The following is a 16,300-nucleotide window of genomic DNA, read 5'->3' on the forward strand; positions in this document are numbered from 1 at the left end:
CGGGCCGTCACGGGGTGCTCGCCGGTCGGGGCGTCCAGGCGTCCAGGACGTCCTCGAGGGCCGGGAGCCGGTCGTACCCGCCCCCCGCGACGAAGTGTCCGCCGCCTTCGACGACCGTCAGGTCGGCTTCGAGGACCCTGGCGAGCGCTTCGGTGAGGTGTCGCGGGACGACCGGGTCGTCGTCGGCGACGACGACGTGACGTCGCAGGGTGCGGGCCGCGACGGCGTCCGGGTCGAGGGGGCGTGCGACGAAGTGGTCGACCTCGGGGATGCCGGGCACCTCCTCGACGAAGCCGGCGACCAGGGCCAGGCCGCCGAGTCGCCAGTCGTCCCGCCGAGCGGAGAGGTGCTGGAGGATGCTGACGCATCCCAGGCTGTGCCCCACGAGCACGGTCCCCTCGTCGAGGGGGCCGATCACGTCGGCGAGGGCCTCGAGCCACACGTCGAGGTCGGGCGCCTGCGAGCGAGGCAGGTCAGGGACGACGACTGCGACGCCGCGCGGCGCGTAGCGGTCGCGGACCGCGCCGAACCAGTGATTGCCGGCCGAGGCGCCCAGGCCGTGCACGACCACGATGCGGGTCACGGGCGGGGGAGCGTCGAGGGGCTGCGTGACGGGCAGGTCGGTCTCTGCGGCGTCGTCGTCGAGAACGGTCATGCTCGGAACGGTATCGCCTGTCGACCGGACAGCGGGCCGTCCGCCGCAGGTCGGTGCCGCGGCCGGCCGCTCGCACCTCATCCTCCCGGGGGAGGACGCGCTCACCCCTGAGACTGACCACGAGGGCGCGAGGTCGAGCCGGTGGGCCGATGCGGGCGGCCCGGGGCGCGCGGGAACGTAGAGGCATGGCAACGATGAACCCCACCCAGAGCCCGTTCGAGCCGACGTCCACGGTCACCCCGTTCCCGCCCTCGATCGCCCCCACCCGCCCTGCACTGCGCTCCGAGGACCAGGACGACGACGAGACCGGCGCACGCCCGGCCGGGTCGGTCGGACCGGTCGTCGTCTCGATCGTCCTGCTGTTCGGCCTGGCCGTCGCGGTGGCCTTCGCAGGCCGCGGGATCGTCGAGATGCTCGCCTCGTTCGCGTCCGGGTCCTGATCCGTAGCGGCTCCTGGGCCGCCGGGGAGCGCCCCCCGTCAGAAGTAGTACGGGAAGTCGTCCCACTGCGGTTCGCGGCGCTCGAGGAACGCATCCCGACCCTCGACCGCCTCGTCGGTCATGTACGCCAGGCGCGTGGCCTCTCCGGCGAAGACCTGCTGCCCCGCGAGCCCGTCGTCCGCGAGGTTGAACGCGAACTTGAGCATGCGGATCGCCTGCGGTGACTTGGTCGCGATGATCCGTGCGTACTCGAGCGCGAGCGGCTCGAGGTCCGCGTGGTCCGCGACTTCGTTCACGGCACCCCACTCGTAGGCGTCCTGGGCCGAGTACTCGCGGGCGAGGAAGAAGACCTCGCGGGCACGCTTCTGACCGACCTGCCGGGCGAAGAGCGCCGAACCGTAGCCCGCGTCGAACGAGCCCACGTTGGCGTCGGTCTGCTTGAACCGGGCGTGCTCGCGGCTCGCGATCGACAGGTCCGCGACGACGTGCAGCGAGTGACCGCCCCCCGCGGCCCAGCCGTTGACCACGGCGATGACGACCTTGGGCATGGTCCGGACGAGGCGCTGGACCTCGAGGATGTGGAGCCGCCCGGCCTTGGCGGGGTCGATCGCGTCGGCCGTCTGCGCGTCCTCGCTCGTGGTGTACCGGTAGCCGTCGCGCCCCCGGATGCGCTGGTCGCCACCCGAGCAGAACGCCCAGCCGCCGTCCTTGGCCGAGGGGCCGTTGCCCGTGAGGAGGACCGTGCCGACGTCGGAGGTCATGCGCGCGTGGTCGAGGACCCGGTAGAGCTCGTCCACCGTGTGGGGGCGGAACGCGTTGCGGACCTCGGGCCGGTCGAAGGCGACACGGACCACGGGCAGGTCGCGTTCGTACGCCTCGCCGTCGCGCGTGCCGCGCTCGACACCACGGTGGTACGTGATGTCGGTGAGCCCTTCGAAGCCGGCGACGGTGCGCCAGGCCTGAGGGTCGAACGTCTCGGACACCTGTGCGGGGATGCTGCTCACGACCGTCACCCTAGCCGCCCGCGAGGCGGAGGGAGGGCCGTGGTGCGGTCTCGGGGCCGGACGCGGGCGCGGGGGGCGGTACTCGTGCCCTACGGTGTGGTGGTGAGGACCTTGGAGTCTTGACGGCGGTGCGCGCAGTCGTGTAATTCGGTGGAGCCCTTTCTGTGCTCAAGATCATGTCGCCGGTCCTCGTCGTGGGGGACGGTCGGCCTCGAAACCTCCCGAAGGAAGTCCCCGATGGCTCCAGAGACCGAGAAGCACGTCCCCCGCAGGCAGGCCCGGGGCACGCAGCGCCGCGACACCATCGTGTCGGCCGCAGCCGAGCTGATCCTGCGCGACGGCCCGGCGAGCGTGACGCACAGGTCCGTGGCCGCCCAGGCGGACGTCCCCCTCGCGGCGACGACCTACTACTTCTCGGGCCTCGACGACCTCCTCGCGGCAGCGGGGCAGCGCATCGTCCGTGACTGGGCGGACCGGGCCCAGGCGATCGGCCACGCGGTCGCGGACGCGGTCGCCGACGGCGGGGTCGACGCGCTGAGCACACGGTCGCGCGCGCTCCTGCTCGTGGACGCCGTGCTCCCGCCGGGGGACCACGGAGAGCTGCTGGGCTTCTACGAGCACGTGGTCCGCGCGGGCCGCAGCCCGGTGCTCGCGACCGCGTTCGCGCAGGGCCGAGGGGAGCTCGACGTCGTCGTCGACGACCTGCTCGCGCAGCTCGGTGTCCGGTTCTCCGCGGTCCTGCTGATCGCGGTCGTGGACGGCGCCGCGGTGACGGCGCTGTGCGAGGGGCGCAACGTCCGCGACCTGGCGGTCGACTGCGTCACGGAGCTGCTCGGCACCTCCTGACGTGGGGTCGCGCCGCCCCTGGACGGCCGCGGAGATAGCCTGTGACCGTGCCTCCCACGTCCCCCTCGACCGCGAACCCTCGTCTCGTCGCCTGGTCCACGCCCCTGCGGACCCGTTTCCGAGGCCTCGACGTGCGCGACGGTCTGCTCGTGCGCGGCGAGGCGGGCTGGGCCGAGTTCTCGCCGTTCTGGGAGTACGACGACGCCGAGTCGGGTGCGTGGCTGCGTGCGGCGCGGGAGGCGGCGGAGGTCGGCTGGCCTGTGCCCGTCCGGGCGAGCGTGCCGGTCAACGTCACCGTCCCGGCGACGGACCCGCAGCGCGCGCACGACATCGTCACGTCGTCCGACGGCTGCCGGACCGCGAAGGTCAAGGTCGCCCAGCGCGACAGGGACGGTGCGGTCGAACCCGTCGACCAGGAGATCGCGCGCCTCGAGGCCGTCCGGGACGCCCTCGGCCCCGGCGGGCGGATCCGGGTCGACGCCAACGGCGGCTGGGACCTCGACGAGGCCCTGCGGCGGCTGCCGCTGCTCGACCGTGCGGCCGGCGGGCTCGAGTACGTCGAGCAGCCGTGCGAGCGTGTCGAGGACCTCGCCGCGGTGCGGCGCGCGACGTCGGTGCTGGTCGCCGCCGACGAGTCGATCCGTCGCGCCGAGGACCCGTTCGCGGTGCTGCGGGCAGAGGCCGCGGACGTCGTGGTGCTCAAGGTCCAACCGCTCGGCGGGGTCCGGGCGTGCCTCGACCTGGCCGAGCGGGTCGGGCTGCCCGTGGTCGTCTCGTCCGCGCTCGAGTCGTCGGTCGGGCTGGCCGCCGGGCTGGCGCTCGCGGCGGCCCTTCCCGAGCTGCCCTTCGCGTGCGGTCTGGCGACGTCCCAGCTCCTGACCCACGACGTGGTCGACGAGCCGCTGCTGCCCGTGGGCGGCGAGATCGTGGTCCGTCGTCCCGAGCCGTCGGTCGCTGCTCTCGCGCGTGCGTCCGCGGACGAGGGCACCGCCGGGCGGTGGGTCGAGCGGTACCGGCGCGTGGGTGCCCTCCTCGACGGGGCCGCAGCATGAGCGCCGCAGACGCCGCCGACCCGCCGGTCCTGCCCCCTGCCGTCGCGGCGGCACGCGAGATCGTCGCGGGCCTCGTCGCGGACGGGGTGCGTGACGTCGTCGTGTCGCCGGGCTCCCGCAGCGCCGCGCTCGCCTACGCTCTCGCCGCGGCCGACGCGGCGGGTCTGCTGACCCTGCACGTGCGGATCGACGAGCGGGCGGCCGCGTTCCTGGCCCTGGGGCTCTCGCGCGGGTCGCGGACCACCGAGGCCTCGGGCGGGCTCGTCCCCGTGGCCGTGGTCACGACGTCGGGGACGGCGGCCGCGAACCTGCACCCCGCGGTGCTCGAGGCGCACCACGCCGGGGTCCCGCTGGTGCTGCTCACGGCCGACCGGCCGCACGAGCTGCGCGGCACGGGCGCGAACCAGACGACCGACCAGGTCGGGCTGTACGGGTCCGCGGTCCGCCAGGCGGCCGACGTCCCGGCACCGGACGGGCGGCCGGGGGAGCTGGGGGACCTGCGTGCGGTCCTCGTCCGGGCGCTCGCCGCGGCCCGCGGGACCCGTTCCCGGTATCCCGGCCCGGTGCACCTCAACGTGGCGTTCCGCGAGCCGCTCGTGCCGCCCGCGTCGCTGGGAGCGCTGCCCTTCGGCGCCGGTGCGAGCCACGCGCCGCCCGACCGGACCCTCGTGGCGGGCGTGCGCGACGTCGTCGGGCCGTGGCCGCTCGACCCGTCCCCGGCGACCGTGCTCGTCGCGGGCGACGGTGCGGGCACGGACGCGCGACGCCTCGCCGAGGCGCGGGGCTGGCCCCTGCTCGCCGAGGCGTCGTCGGGTGCCGCGGCGGGCAGCCACGCGGTCGCCGCGCACCGACTCGTGCTGGGCGTGCTCGGGGAGCAGGTCGAGCGCGTCGTCGTCATGGGTCGCCCCACGCTCTCGCGCCCCGTCCAGCAGCTCCTCGCGCGCGCGGACGTCGAGGTGCTCGTCGTCGCGCCCGGGGGAGGACCCTGGCCCGACGCGGCGCGCTCGGCGAGCGCGATCCTGCCCGGCGTCCCGGCCGAGTGGTGGTCGGGCCCCGTCGGTGACCCGGGCTGGCTCGACACCTGGCGCGGCGCGGGGGAGGCGGCGCGCAAGGTCGTCGCCGCCCGGGTGTCCGTCCCGGGCCCGACGACGCCGCTCGCCGTCGCGGCAGCGGTCGCCGAGGCCTCGGGCCCGGACGACGTGCTCGTGGTCGGGTCGAGCAACCCGGTGCGCGACCTCGACCTCGTCGTCGACTGGGACGTCTCGCCGCTCGTGCTTGCCAACCGCGGGCTCGCGGGCATCGACGGGATGCTCTCGACCGCGACGGGGGTCGCGCTCGCCGCGGCGCGCGCAGGGCGGCGCACACGCGCCGTCGTGGGCGACCTCACGTTCCTGCACGACGTGGGCGGGCTCCTGCGCGGACCGCACGAGCCGGCCGCCGACCTCCAGGTCGTCGTGGTCAACGACGACGGCGGCTCGATCTTCGCGACGCTCGAGTACGGGGCGCTCGCCGAGGAGGCCCCCGGGACGGCGACGGCGTTCGAGCGCGTGTTCTCGACGCCGCACGGTGCCGACCTGGCCGCGCTCTGCGCGGGGTACGGCGTCCGTCACCGGCTCGTCACGGACACCACGGACCTCCGGGCCGAGCTCGCGCGCACGCCCCGTGGGGTCGAGGTCCTCGAGGTCCGCGTCGAGCGCGCCGGACGCCGGGCCGAGGGCGCCGGACTGGCGGCGGACGTCGCGGCGGCGGTCGCGCGCGGGCTGCCGCGGCGGCGCGACGGGTGCGACGACACCGGCCCGGGCGCCTGAGAACCCTCCCAGGAGTCGTACGGAACTCGCAGCGAACTCACAGGATCGTTCAAGCGACGTTCCAGCGCCGGGGTGTGAAGTGGTCCTCAGAACGAACGAGGAGGGAACACCCCATGACCGAGAACACCCCGCAGGTCCCCGAGCCCCAGGCTCCCCGCGACGGCGACACCCAGCGCATCGACGCGCAGCCCACGCAGCAGCTCCCCGTCACCCCGACGGCCCCGGCCGCCCCCGTGACCCCGGCCGCCCCGGCCCCGCAGGCTCCCGCGCAGCAGCACTTCGCGGCCCCGCACCCGGCGCCCGTGCCCGCGCCGCCCGTGCAGCACGCGCAGCACGCGCCGCAGCCGCACCCGCAGCCCCAGCACGCGCCGCAGCCGCAGCACGCGCCGTACGGCGCGCAGGCGCCCTACGCCGCGCAGGCGCCGCACGGCACCCCGACGAGCACCCCGTACTCCGCGGCCGGCATGCCGCCCGCGTCGCCCACCCCGGAGCAGGCTCCGGTCGCGACCAGGCGGAGCAAGACGTGGATCCCCGTGGTCGGCGCTGCTGCTGCCGCCGCGGTCCTCGCGAGCGCCGGCACGGCCGGGCTGCTCGGCGTCCTCGACGGCAACGGCACGACCCGCAGCTCCCTGGCCTCGGTCGGGGAGACCAAGGAGAACTCGACGGTCCCGGTCTCGGACTCGACGTCGGAGAACCCGAACTGGCAGGCGGTGACGAGCGCCGTCGCGCCGTCGGTCGTCTCGATCCAGGTCACCACGGCCGCGGGCGGTGCCGAGGGGTCGGGCGTCGTGATCGACACCGAGGGTCACGTCCTGACGAACAACCACGTCGTCGAGGGTGCGCAGGACGACACCGTCCAGGTCACCCTGAGCGACGGCCGTCTGTACGAGGCGAAGATCGTGGGTCTCGACCCGACGACCGACCTCGCGGTGGTCAAGCTCGTCGACCCGCCGAGCAACCTCACGCCCGCCTCGTTCGGGGACTCCGACGACGTCACCGTGGGCGAGTCGGTCCTGGCGGTCGGCAACCCGCTCGGCCTGGCCAACACCGCCACGACCGGCATCGTCTCGGCGCTCGACCGCCCGGTCGCCGCGTCGGGCTCCGACGGCGGCAGCACCGTGGTCACGAACGCGATCCAGATCGACGCCGCGATCAACCCGGGCAACTCGGGCGGTCCGCTGTTCAACGCGCAGGGCGAGGTCATCGGCATCACGTCGTCGATCGCGACCACGTCGAACCAGTCCGGTTCGATCGGCCTGGGCTTTGCCATCCCGGTGAACCTCGCGAAGAACATCAGCGCGCAGCTCATCGAGAACGGCTCGGCCGAGCACGCGTTCCTGGGCGTGAGCATGACGGACGCGACCGCCACGGCCGACGGCGTCACGCGCCGCGGTGCCGAGGTCAAGTCGGTCTCGGACGGCTCCCCGGCCGCCGAGGCAGGCATCAAGACCGGTGACGTGATCGTGGCGATCGACGGCAACCCCGTGAGCGGCGCGGAGTCGCTGACCGGGTTCGTGCGCGAGCGTGCGACCGGTGACGTCGCGAAGATCACGCTGGTCCGGGACGGCAAGACCGTCGAGGTCGACGTGACGCTCACCGCGAAGCCGACCGACACGACCACGGACGGCCAGAGCGGATCGGGCCAGCAGGGCTCGGGCTCCGACCAGGGTGGTTCCGGTCAGCAGCTCCCGGGCTCCGGTCAGGACGGCTCCGGCCAGGGGCAGTCCGACCAGACCAACCCGAACAACCTGCCCAACCCCTTCGACTGGTTCAACGGTCAGGGCTGAGGCAGCACAGCCGGACCCGGTGGTGTCGGCGGCGACGGTGGGAACCTCCCCCTGTGCCCGCCGTCGGCCGACGCCACCGCGGTCCTTCGATCGTCCCCCGGTCCGCGTTCCCCCCTGTCGACCGGCGGGACCACCGAGGTGAGGCCCTGTTCCCCTGCAGGTGCCCCTCCGGATGTCCCGGCCCGAACGGTTCGCCGTACGGGCCGGGACATCGTCGCGTCCGGGCAGCGTCGGCCCGGCCGCGCCCGTGGGGCTCGCTGGACCCGTTCCGGGCCTACTGGTCGCGGACCGGCAGGGCCTCGTCGTCCGGGGTGGGCTGTGCGGGCACGGCCGGTCCGTCCCAGGGCGACGTGAGGACGGGGTCGGCGTCGAGCAGTGCGAGAGCCTTGGTGGACCGCACCTCGGTGGTCGTGTACCCGAGGCCGTCGGCCACCTCGCGGGGCAGGACGTCGGCGAGCGTCACGCGCGTCGCGCGGAACTCCTGGCCCCAGGCCTCGACGGCGGCGACCAGCTGGCTGGCGACGGTCGTGCGGTCGGCGGCGGGGTCGACCGCGATCTCGTCGATCTCGACGACCGCGCCGTTGGCCGTGAACGTCAGGCGCTGGCTCGCCAGGAGGTAGCCGACGACCCCCGTCGTGTCCTCGGCGACGAGCAGCAGGGTGTCGAGCGCCCGCAGCAGGGGCCCGACGACGCGGTCGTGCGTCGCCCGGTCCGGTGCGTCCGGCTGGAGGCGGACGACGAGGAGCCAGAGGTCCTCGCGGTCTGCGGTCGTGGCGCGGCGTACGGTGACGTCGCTTTGCGTGGGGGCCAGAGTCATCGTCGTCGCATCGGTCACGGGGTGAACTTAACAGGCGAAACCGCGCGCTTCCCGGAGGTGTCCGTCGAACGGTCCATTCGTCGCGTACTTCACGAAACCACGGGTGGAGTTCGGCGTCCTGGCGCCGTTCCAGCGGTGGATACGCGTCCACCGTGCGGACGCCCGTCTCACTCCCCGAGCGCGTACCGCATGGGTTCGAGCTTGGCCTCGGACTCCGCCAGCTCGGCCACGGGGTCGGAGGCCGCCACGATGCCGCAGCCCGCGAAGAGTCGCACGTGGTGCGCGTCCCGGGAAGACAGCTCGGCCGAGCGCAGCGCGATGCCCCACTCGCCGTCGCCGTCCGCGCCGAACCAGCCCACGGGGGCGGCGTAGCGGGCGCGGTCCATGCCCTCGATCTCGCGGATGAGGTCGCGCGCCGCGAGGGTCGGCGTCCCGCACACCGCGGCGGAGGGGTGCAGCGCGGCCGCGAGCGCCAGGCTCGTGGGAGCCGGCCGTCCGTCGGCCCCGGCCACGAGCACGCCCGTGACGTCGGAGGCCAGGTGCAGAACGTTGGGCAGGTGCAGCACGAAGGGCGCGTCGGGGACGTTCATGGACGAGCAGAAGGGCGCGAGCGCGTCGGCGACCGAGGCGACCGCGTACTCGTGCTCCTCGAGGTCCTTGGACGAGCGGGCCAGGTGGGCGGCGCGCAGCAGCGAATCGTCGTCGGCCTCGGCACCGCCCGACCGGCGGATCGTCCCGGCCAGCACGCGCGAGGTCACGAGCCCCTTCTCGCTGCGCACGAGCAGCTCGGGGGTCGCGCCGACCATGCCGTCGACGGAGAACGTCCAGCACGCGTCGTAGGCGGCCGCGAGGCGTCCGAGCATCCAGCGGGGGTCCACAGGGTGCTCGGCGGTCGCGACCACGTCCCGTGCGAGCACGACCTTCTCGAGGTCGCCCCGGCGGATGCGCTCGACGCCCTCGGCGACGACCGCGGTCCAGTCGTCTGCGCTGAGCGAGCCGTCGACCGTGGTCACGCGGCCCGGCCCGGCCACGGGCGTGCGGTGCGCCGGGTCGAGGACGGACGCGACGTCGTCGGGCAGGGCGTCGCCCGCCGAGATGCTGGTGACCCACGCGGTGCCGTGGGGGCCACCCCGGCGCCCGACGACGACGCGCGGCACCAGGATCGTCCCGCCCGGGCGGGCGTCCCCCGTGGTGCCCGACGTGTCGTCGAACGCGAACGAGCCGAACGCGACGAGCCCGCTGCCGGGCAGGGACACGTCGTCGTGCACGACGGCTGCGCCCAGGACCTCCTGCCACGCGGCCTCGGCGTCGGCGAACCGGCCCGGCCCCCACGCCTCGAGCCGCAGGCTCTCGCCCCAGCCGACGATGCCGTCGCCGCGCCGCACCCAGGCGAGTGGCCGGGCGTCGGGCAGGAGGTCCGTCAGGGCCGTGAGGTCGTCCGGCAGCCCGTCGGGCAGCAGGGTCGTGCGCACGACGAGGCGAGGGACGGCGGTGGATCCGGGGGAGCCGGTGCGGGGGGACCCTGCCGGGGGAGCGCCGAGGTCGTCGGAGCCTGCCGGGAGGTGGGAGTGCTCAGTCATCGTCTCCAGCGTAGGCGTGAAACGATGGGCGGCATGTCGCGAGCCAGCCTGGACAAGAAGCCCACCGAGGTCGCCTCCATGTTCGACGGGATCGCCCGTCGCTACGACCTCACGAACGACCTCATCTCCCTGGGGCAGGACCGGCGGTGGCGCAAGCACACGGTCGACGCCGTCGCGGCGCTGCCGGGCGAGCGCGTCCTGGACCTCGCGGCCGGGACGGGCACGTCGAGCGAGCCGTTCGCGGACGAGGGCGTCGAGGTCGTGCCGTGTGACTTCTCGGTCGGCATGCTCCAGGTCGGCAAGCGCCGCCGTCCCGACCTGCCGTTCGTCGCGGGGGACGCCACGGCGCTGCCGTTCGCCGACGCGTCGTTCGACGCCGTGACCATCTCGTTCGGGCTGCGCAACGTCGTGGACACGAGCGCCGCGCTGCGCGAGATGCTGCGCGTGACACGCCCGGGCGGTCGCATCGTGGTCTGCGAGTTCTCCGAGCCGACGTGGAAGCCGTTCCGCGTGCTCTACACCGACGTCTTCATGAAGCTCCTGCCCGTCGTGGCCGGGGCCGTGACCAAGGAGAAGGGCTCGTACGAGTACCTCGTCGAGTCCATCAGGACGTGGCCCACGCAGCCCGAGCTCGCGCACCTCATGCTCGACGCCGGCTGGGAGGGCGCCGCCTACCGGAACCTCTCCGGCGGCCTCGTCGCGCTGCACCGCGGGATCCGGCCCGCCTGACGTCCCACCGAGCGAGGTGCGCCCCCGACACGCGGGGCGCACCTCGCTCAGTGCTGCCCTCTCGTCCCCGCGACCAGGCTGTTCGTTGCAGCAAGGAAGGGTTGCCTTGCTACACATTCGCGAGCATGTGTGGCTAGAGTGACGATGTCCATTGTGAGCGACTTCACAAGGGTCTCCATGAGGCATGCCCCCAGGCCGAGCGAGGTGAGAACGTGCGTGAGCGGACCGACGACGCGGACGTCATCGTCGTGGGCGCGGGCCCTGCCGGGGCGACCGCGGCCCACTACTGCGCCGCTGCCGGACTGAGCGTCCTCCTCCTCGAGAAGGCCTCGTTCCCGCGCGACAAGATCTGCGGCGACGGCCTCACGCCGCGCGCCGTGGGCGAGCTCGTCCGCATGGGCGTCCCCACGCGCGCCGAGGACGGCTGGATCCGCAACAAGGGCCTGCGCGTCGTCGCGAGCGGTCGCCAGTGGGAGCTGCCCTGGCCCGAGCTCAAGGCGTACCCCTCCTACGGCCTCGCCCGCTCCCGGATGAACCTCGACCAGACCCTCGCCGAGCACGCGCAGCGCACGGGCGCCAAGCTCCTCGAACGCACCAACGTGACCGGGCCGATCGTCGACGAGCGCACCGGTCGGGTCGTGGGCGTCACGGCACGCCCCCTCGACGAGAACGGTCGCCGCGCGGGCGACGAGTACGAGCTGCGCGCCCCGGTCGTCATCGCGGCCGACGGCGTCTCGTCCCGCTTCGCGCTCGCGCTCGGCCTCGAGAAGCGCCAGGACCGGCCCATGGGGGTCGCCGTCCGCACCTACTTCAGGACCCCGCGTCACGACGACGCCTGGATGGAGTCGCACCTCGAGCTGTGGGACGGGCCCGCCGGGAGGTCGAACCTGCTGCCGGGCTACGGCTGGATCTTCGCCCTCGGCGACGGCACCGCGAACGTCGGCCTCGGCTCGGTCAACTCGACCCCCGCCCGCCAGTCCGCCGCGAACGTGGACTACAAGGACCTGTTCGCCAAGTGGATGGCCAACGCCCCCGCGGAGTGGGAGTTCACGCCCGAGAACCAGCTCGGTCCCGTGCGCGGCGCGGCGCTGCCCATGGGCTTCAACCGCAAGCCGCTCTACTCGCGCGGCGTCGTGCTCGTGGGTGACTCGGGCGGCATGGTCAGCCCCTTCAACGGCGAGGGCATCGCGTACGCCATGCAGGCCGCGCGCGTCGCCGCCGACGTCGTCGCCCAGTCCCGGGCCCGCAGCACCGACGCTGCCCGTGAGCGCACGCTCGCGACCTACCCCGACATCATGCGGCGCGACCTGGGCGGGTACTACACGCTCGGCCGGTACTTCGTGCGGCTCATCGAGCACCCCGAGATCATGCGGCTGTGCACGAAGTACGGGCTGCCTCGTCCGCTCGTCATGCGCTTCGTCCTCAAGCTGCTGTCCGACTGTTACGAACCCCGTGGTGGCGACGTCGTCGACCGGGTCATCGCAGGCCTGACGAGGGTGGTGCCATCGGCATGAGAGTCCTCGGTGCGACGGCAACGACGCCGTCCTCGCTGTACCTGCAGTCACCACCGTCATCCCCCTCGGACCTGGGCCCCCGCGGTTTCGCGCGGTCGCCCGGTGGCAGCACTCTCGACACGCCCCCGCGCACCCCCCGGAGAGCAGACCGATGACCAACCCGTACGTGCCCGTCCTCGTCCTGATGGGCATCGGCGCCGTCCTCGCTCTCGGCGGAGTCGCCGCGAGCGCCGTGATCGGCCCCAAGCGCTACAACCGCGCCAAGCTCGACGCCTACGAGTGCGGCATCGAGCCCACTCCGCACGCGGTCGGCGGAGGGCGCTTCCCGATCAAGTACTACCTCGTCGCGATGACCTTCATCATCTTCGACATCGAGGTGGTCTTCCTCTACCCGTGGGCGGTGGACTTCACGGTCCTTGCCACCTTCGGGCTCGTCGCCATGCTGAGCTTCCTCGCCCTGATCACGGTGCCGTTCGTCTACGAATGGCGCCGTGGCGGGTTCGAGTGGGACTAGCCGGAACCAGTTAGGGAGAACGCAGATGGGGATCGAGGAAGCTCCCTCGGGCTTCTTGCTCACGAGCGTGGAGAACCTCGCGGGGTACTTCCGCAAGGCGTCGCTGTGGCCGGTGACGTTCGGCCTGGCGTGCTGCGCCATCGAGATGATGGCGGCCGGCGCGTCGCGCTACGACCTGTCGCGCTTCGGCATGGAGGTCTTCCGTGCCTCGCCGCGGCAGGCCGACCTGATGATCGTCGCAGGTCGCGTGAGCCAGAAGATGGCGCCCGTCGTGCGCCAGGTCTACGACCAGATGTCCGAGCCCAAGTGGGTGCTGTCGATGGGCGTGTGCGCGTCGAGCGGCGGCATGTTCAACAACTACGCGATCGTCCAGGGCGTGGACCACATCGTCCCGGTGGACATCTACCTGCCCGGCTGCCCGCCGCGCCCGGAGATGCTCATCAACGCGATCCTCGCGCTGCACGACCAGATCCAGGCCGAGCCGCTCGGCGTGAACCGGCGCGAGGCGGCCAAGGCCGCCGAGGCCGCGGCGCTCGAGGCGACCCCGACCTTCCAGATGAAGGGACTGCTGCGGTGACGAGCACCCACGACGGACCGGGCGGTCGTCCGGCCGACGACGCGTCCCGCGAGAAGGTCGCCCACGGCGACGTGCCCGGCGACGAGCTCGTGGCGGGACCCGAGGCCGGCGGCCGCGAGCCGCTCGAGGTCGTCGAGGTCCGCACCGGCATGTTCGGCGCCAAGGGCTCGGGCGACACCTCCGGGTACGGCGGGCTCGTGCGGCCCGTGGTGCTGCCCGGACCGAGCGCCCGCCCCTACGGCGGCTGGTTCGACGAGGCCGTCGACGTCCTGGCCGAGGTTCTCGCCGAGGGCGGCGTGCGCTTCGAGGACGCGGTCGAGCAGGTCGTGGTGGACCCCCCGGGACGCCACGCCGAGCTCACCCTCCACGTGCGCCGCGACCACGTCGTGACCGTCGCCCGCGCGCTGCGCGACGAGCAGGACCTGCGCTTCGAGCTGAGCATGGGCGTGAGCGGCGTGCACTACCCGCACGACGTGGGCCGCGAGCTGCACGCCGTCTACCACCTGACGTCGGTGACCCACGGGCGCAGCCTGCGTCTCGAGGTCTCCGTCCCGGACGCGGACCCGCACGTCCCGTCGAGCACGTCGGTCTACCCGTCCAACGACTGGCACGAGCGCGAGACGTGGGACTTCTTCGGGATCGTCTTCGACGGCCACCCTGCCCTCGCCCGCATCGAGATGCCCGACGACTGGCCCGGCCACCCGCAGCGCAAGGACTACCCGCTCGGCGGCATCCCGGTCGAGTACAAGGGCGCCACGGTGCCCCCGCCGGACCAGAGGAGGTCGTACTCGTGAGCACCACCACCCCCCACGCCACGAAGGCGCCGTACGGGGACTTCGACCCGGGCGTCCCCAGCTTCGAGGCCTCGGGCGGCGACTGGGCGGACATCGCCGCCGAGGCCACGCAGCTCGGCGAGGAGCGCATCGTCGTCAACATGGGCCCCCAGCACCCGTCCACGCACGGCGTGCTGCGGCTCATGCTCGAGATCGACGGCGAGACGGTCACCGAGGCCCGCTGCGGCGTCGGCTACCTGCACACGGGCATCGAGAAGAACATGGAGTACCGGACGTGGACCCAGGGGGTCACGTTCTGCACCCGCATGGACTACCTCGCCCCCCTGTTCCAGGAGACGGCGTACTGCCTCGCGGTCGAGAAGCTCCTCGGCATCACGGACGACGTGCCCGAGCGCGCGAGCATCATCCGCGTCCTCATGATGGAGCTCAACCGGATCGCGTCCCACCTGGTGTGCCTGGGCACGGGCGGCAACGAGATGGGCGCGACGACCGTCATGACCATCTCCTTCACGGCACGCGAGGAGATCCTGCGGGTCTTCGAGGCCGTCACGGGGCTGCGCATGAACCACGCGTACGTGCGCCCGGGTGGCGTGGCGCAGGACGTCCCGCCGGACGTCGTGGCCCAGATCCGCAAGGCCGACCCGCTGATCCGCGGCTACCTCGGTCAGCTCGGCGACCTCATGCTCGCCAACCCCATCTTCAAGGGGCGCCTCCAGGGAGTCGGGCACCTCAACCTCTCGGGCTGCATGGCGCTCGCGATCACGGGCCCGGTGCTGCGCTCGACGGGCCTGCCGTACGACGTGCGCAAGGCCGCCCCGTACTGCGGCTACGAGACGTACGACTTCGACGTCCCCACCTCGGACGAGGCCGACTGCTACTCGCGGGTCGTGCTGCGGCTCGAGGAGTGCTACCAGTCGCTGCGGATCGTCGAGCAGTGCCTCGAACGCCTCGAGGCGACGGCGGGCCAGCCCGTCATGGTCGCCGACAAGAAGATCGCCTGGCCCGCGCAGCTCGCGGTCGGTGCGGACGGCCAGGGCAACTCGCTCGACCACATCCGCGAGATCATGGGCACCTCGATGGAGGCCCTGATCCACCACTTCAAGCTGGTCACCGAGGGCTTCCGGGTACCCGTCGGCCAGGTGTTCCAGTCGGTCGAGCACCCGCGCGGCGAGCTGGGCGTGCACCTGGTGTCCGACGGCGGCACGCGCCCCTACCGGGCCCACTTCCGTGATCCTTCGTTCAACAACCTGCAGGCGGTCGCCGTGATGTGCGAGGGCGGCCAGGTCGCCGACGTCGTCGTCGCGGTCGCCTCGCTCGACCCTGTGCTGGGAGGGGTGGACCGATGACGCTCGAGGCCAGAAGGTCCGGTTACGACGAGGCGACGTACGCGCGCCTCGCCACGGACACCGCGGCGATCATCGCCCGGTACCCGGAGAAGAGGTCGGCGCTGCTGCCCATGCTGCACCTGGTGCAGGCGGAGGACGGCTACGTCTCGCGCGACGGCATCGCGTTCTGCGCCGAGCAGCTCGACATCACGGCCGCCGAGGTGTCGGCCGTCGCGACGTTCTACACGCAGTACAAGCGCCACCCCAACGGCACCTACACCGTGGGCGTGTGCACCAACACGCTGTGCGCGATCATGGGCGGCGACGAGATCTTCGACGAGCTCTCGGAGCACCTGGGCGTCGGGCACGACGAGACGACCGAGGACGGTGCCATCACCCTCGAGCGCGTCGAGTGCAACGCGGCGTGCGACTACGCACCCGTCGTGATGGTCAACTGGGAGTTCTTCGACAACCAGACCCCCGCCGGGGCCACGCAGCTCGCCGACCGCCTCCGCGCGGGCGAGGACGTCGCCCCCACGCGCGGCGCGGCCTCGGTGTGCTCGTTCAAGCAGATGAGCCGCGTGCTCGCCGGGTTCTCCGACGGCCGCGCCGACGAGGGCGTCGGGGCCGGTGGCCCCACGCTCGCGGGGCTCCGCCTGGCCCGCGAGCACGACTGGACCGCCCCCGGCGGTGCGGCCCCGGAGCAGGCCGACGGGTCGGGCACGGACGCGGGTGCGGCGGCCGCGGAGGGCGCCTCCGCCGTCGGGCAGGAGCAGTCCAGCGCCGAGCGCAAGCCCACCACGCCCGCCGACGCCACGGGCGACACTCCCGACGCCTCGAAGGGGAAGCAGCCGTGAG

16 protein-coding genes are annotated in these 16,300 nt (G+C 73.3%); 12 read left to right on the top strand and 4 right to left on the bottom strand.

The features are described from left to right. Positions 1 to 7: 7 nt before the first annotated feature. Entirely contained in the window at positions 8 to 655 is a 648-nt protein-coding gene (locus ACFVQ3_RS09350) for an RBBP9/YdeN family alpha/beta hydrolase (RefSeq protein WP_387637875.1), read from the bottom strand. A gap of 185 nt (positions 656 to 840) precedes the next feature. Between ACFVQ3_RS09350 and ACFVQ3_RS09355 the strand changes: the two genes are divergently transcribed. Next, positions 841 to 1,095 (top strand): hypothetical protein, encoded by a 255-nt coding sequence (locus ACFVQ3_RS09355; RefSeq protein WP_387637877.1) that lies wholly within the window; start codon positions 841 to 843, stop codon positions 1,093 to 1,095. A gap of 38 nt (positions 1,096 to 1,133) precedes the next feature. Here the strand turns inward: ACFVQ3_RS09355 and ACFVQ3_RS09360 are convergent, their stop codons facing one another. Then, entirely contained in the window at positions 1,134 to 2,099 is a 966-nt protein-coding gene (locus ACFVQ3_RS09360; protein ID WP_387637880.1) for a 1,4-dihydroxy-2-naphthoyl-CoA synthase, read from the bottom strand. 237 nt (positions 2,100 to 2,336) lie between these two features. On the opposite strand from ACFVQ3_RS09360, the gene ACFVQ3_RS09365 reads away from it, so the two are divergent. From ACFVQ3_RS09365 to ACFVQ3_RS09380, 4 genes are all read left to right on the top strand, one after another. Then, positions 2,337 to 2,945, top strand: coding sequence for a TetR/AcrR family transcriptional regulator (locus tag ACFVQ3_RS09365; RefSeq protein ID WP_387637882.1), 609 nt, complete (start codon positions 2,337 to 2,339; stop codon positions 2,943 to 2,945). A gap of 47 nt (positions 2,946 to 2,992) precedes the next feature. Continuing rightward, positions 2,993 to 3,997, top strand: coding sequence for an o-succinylbenzoate synthase (locus ACFVQ3_RS09370; protein ID WP_387637884.1), 1,005 nt, complete (start codon positions 2,993 to 2,995; stop codon positions 3,995 to 3,997). After that, the gene (gene menD, locus ACFVQ3_RS09375) at positions 3,994 to 5,805 is read left to right on the top strand and encodes a 2-succinyl-5-enolpyruvyl-6-hydroxy-3-cyclohexene-1-carboxylic-acid synthase (RefSeq protein ID WP_387637886.1); all 1,812 of its coding nucleotides are present in this window, start codon (positions 3,994 to 3,996) and stop codon (positions 5,803 to 5,805) included. The genes ACFVQ3_RS09370 and menD overlap by 4 nt, the downstream gene beginning before the upstream one ends. Positions 5,806 to 5,918: 113 nt before the next feature. After that, on the top strand, positions 5,919 to 7,592 hold the full coding sequence (locus ACFVQ3_RS09380; protein ID WP_387637888.1) for a S1C family serine protease: 1,674 nt from the start codon (positions 5,919 to 5,921) through the stop codon (positions 7,590 to 7,592). 274 nt (positions 7,593 to 7,866) lie between these two features. Here ACFVQ3_RS09380 and ACFVQ3_RS09385 read toward each other — a convergent pair whose 3' ends face one another. Then, positions 7,867 to 8,427 carry a GNAT family N-acetyltransferase gene (locus tag ACFVQ3_RS09385; RefSeq protein ID WP_387637890.1) on the bottom strand — a complete coding sequence of 187 codons (561 nt, stop codon included), beginning with the start codon at positions 8,425 to 8,427 and terminating at the stop codon, positions 7,867 to 7,869. Between the two features lie 149 nt (positions 8,428 to 8,576). Continuing rightward, the gene (locus ACFVQ3_RS09390) at positions 8,577 to 9,989 is read right to left on the bottom strand and encodes an isochorismate synthase MenF (protein ID WP_387637892.1); all 1,413 of its coding nucleotides are present in this window, start codon (positions 9,987 to 9,989) and stop codon (positions 8,577 to 8,579) included. A gap of 33 nt (positions 9,990 to 10,022) precedes the next feature. Here ACFVQ3_RS09390 and ACFVQ3_RS09395 point away from each other — a divergent pair, with 33 nt between their 5' ends. The 7 genes from ACFVQ3_RS09395 to nuoE all read left to right on the top strand — a co-directional run bounded on the left by ACFVQ3_RS09395 (position 10,023) and on the right by nuoE (position 16,299). Further along, the gene (locus ACFVQ3_RS09395; RefSeq protein ID WP_387637894.1) at positions 10,023 to 10,718 is read left to right on the top strand and encodes a demethylmenaquinone methyltransferase; all 696 of its coding nucleotides are present in this window, start codon (positions 10,023 to 10,025) and stop codon (positions 10,716 to 10,718) included. Between the two features lie 212 nt (positions 10,719 to 10,930). Continuing rightward, on the top strand, positions 10,931 to 12,232 hold the full coding sequence (locus ACFVQ3_RS09400) for a geranylgeranyl reductase family protein (RefSeq protein WP_387637897.1): 1,302 nt from the start codon (positions 10,931 to 10,933) through the stop codon (positions 12,230 to 12,232). Between the two features lie 151 nt (positions 12,233 to 12,383). Next, positions 12,384 to 12,746 (top strand): NADH-quinone oxidoreductase subunit A, encoded by a 363-nt coding sequence (locus ACFVQ3_RS09405; protein WP_030152013.1) that lies wholly within the window; start codon positions 12,384 to 12,386, stop codon positions 12,744 to 12,746. Positions 12,747 to 12,771: 25 nt separating this feature from the next. Next, positions 12,772 to 13,323, top strand: a complete 552-nt coding sequence (locus tag ACFVQ3_RS09410) for an NADH-quinone oxidoreductase subunit B family protein (protein WP_138825659.1) — start codon at positions 12,772 to 12,774, stop codon at positions 13,321 to 13,323. A 71-nt stretch (positions 13,324 to 13,394) separates the two neighbouring features. Further along, positions 13,395 to 14,117, top strand: a complete 723-nt coding sequence (locus ACFVQ3_RS09415; RefSeq protein WP_387637974.1) for an NADH-quinone oxidoreductase subunit C — start codon at positions 13,395 to 13,397, stop codon at positions 14,115 to 14,117. Next, positions 14,114 to 15,463, top strand: coding sequence for an NADH-quinone oxidoreductase subunit D (locus tag ACFVQ3_RS09420; RefSeq protein ID WP_387637901.1), 1,350 nt, complete (start codon positions 14,114 to 14,116; stop codon positions 15,461 to 15,463). Before ACFVQ3_RS09415 ends, ACFVQ3_RS09420 begins: the two co-directional genes overlap by 4 nt. Next, positions 15,460 to 16,299 (top strand): NADH-quinone oxidoreductase subunit NuoE, encoded by an 840-nt coding sequence (gene nuoE / locus ACFVQ3_RS09425; RefSeq protein ID WP_387637904.1) that lies wholly within the window; start codon positions 15,460 to 15,462, stop codon positions 16,297 to 16,299. Before ACFVQ3_RS09420 ends, nuoE begins: the two co-directional genes overlap by 4 nt. The last annotated feature ends 1 nt before the right edge of the window (position 16,300 follow it).

The sequence above is a fragment of the Oerskovia sp. NPDC057915 genome (genome assembly GCF_042887685.1).
Lineage (GTDB): Bacteria > Actinomycetota > Actinomycetes > Actinomycetales > Cellulomonadaceae > Oerskovia.

Bases quoted from the DNA above. Each gene is read 5' to 3' on its own strand.
- ACFVQ3_RS09350 (WP_387637875.1), bottom strand. From the start codon at position 655: ATGACCGTTCTCGACGACGACGCCGCAGAGACCGACCTGCCCGTCACG.
- ACFVQ3_RS09355 (WP_387637877.1), top strand. From the start codon at position 841: ATGGCAACGATGAACCCCACCCAGAGCCCGTTCGAGCCGACGTCCACG.
- ACFVQ3_RS09365 (WP_387637882.1), top strand. From the start codon at position 2,337: ATGGCTCCAGAGACCGAGAAGCACGTCCCCCGCAGGCAGGCCCGGGGC.
- menD (WP_387637886.1), top strand. From the start codon at position 3,994: ATGAGCGCCGCAGACGCCGCCGACCCGCCGGTCCTGCCCCCTGCCGTC.
- ACFVQ3_RS09380 (WP_387637888.1), top strand. From the start codon at position 5,919: ATGACCGAGAACACCCCGCAGGTCCCCGAGCCCCAGGCTCCCCGCGAC.
- ACFVQ3_RS09390 (WP_387637892.1), bottom strand. From the start codon at position 9,989: ATGACTGAGCACTCCCACCTCCCGGCAGGCTCCGACGACCTCGGCGCT.
- ACFVQ3_RS09395 (WP_387637894.1), top strand. From the start codon at position 10,023: ATGTCGCGAGCCAGCCTGGACAAGAAGCCCACCGAGGTCGCCTCCATG.
- ACFVQ3_RS09405 (WP_030152013.1), top strand. From the start codon at position 12,384: ATGACCAACCCGTACGTGCCCGTCCTCGTCCTGATGGGCATCGGCGCC.
- ACFVQ3_RS09410 (WP_138825659.1), top strand. From the start codon at position 12,772: ATGGGGATCGAGGAAGCTCCCTCGGGCTTCTTGCTCACGAGCGTGGAG.
- nuoE (WP_387637904.1), top strand. From the start codon at position 15,460: ATGACGCTCGAGGCCAGAAGGTCCGGTTACGACGAGGCGACGTACGCG.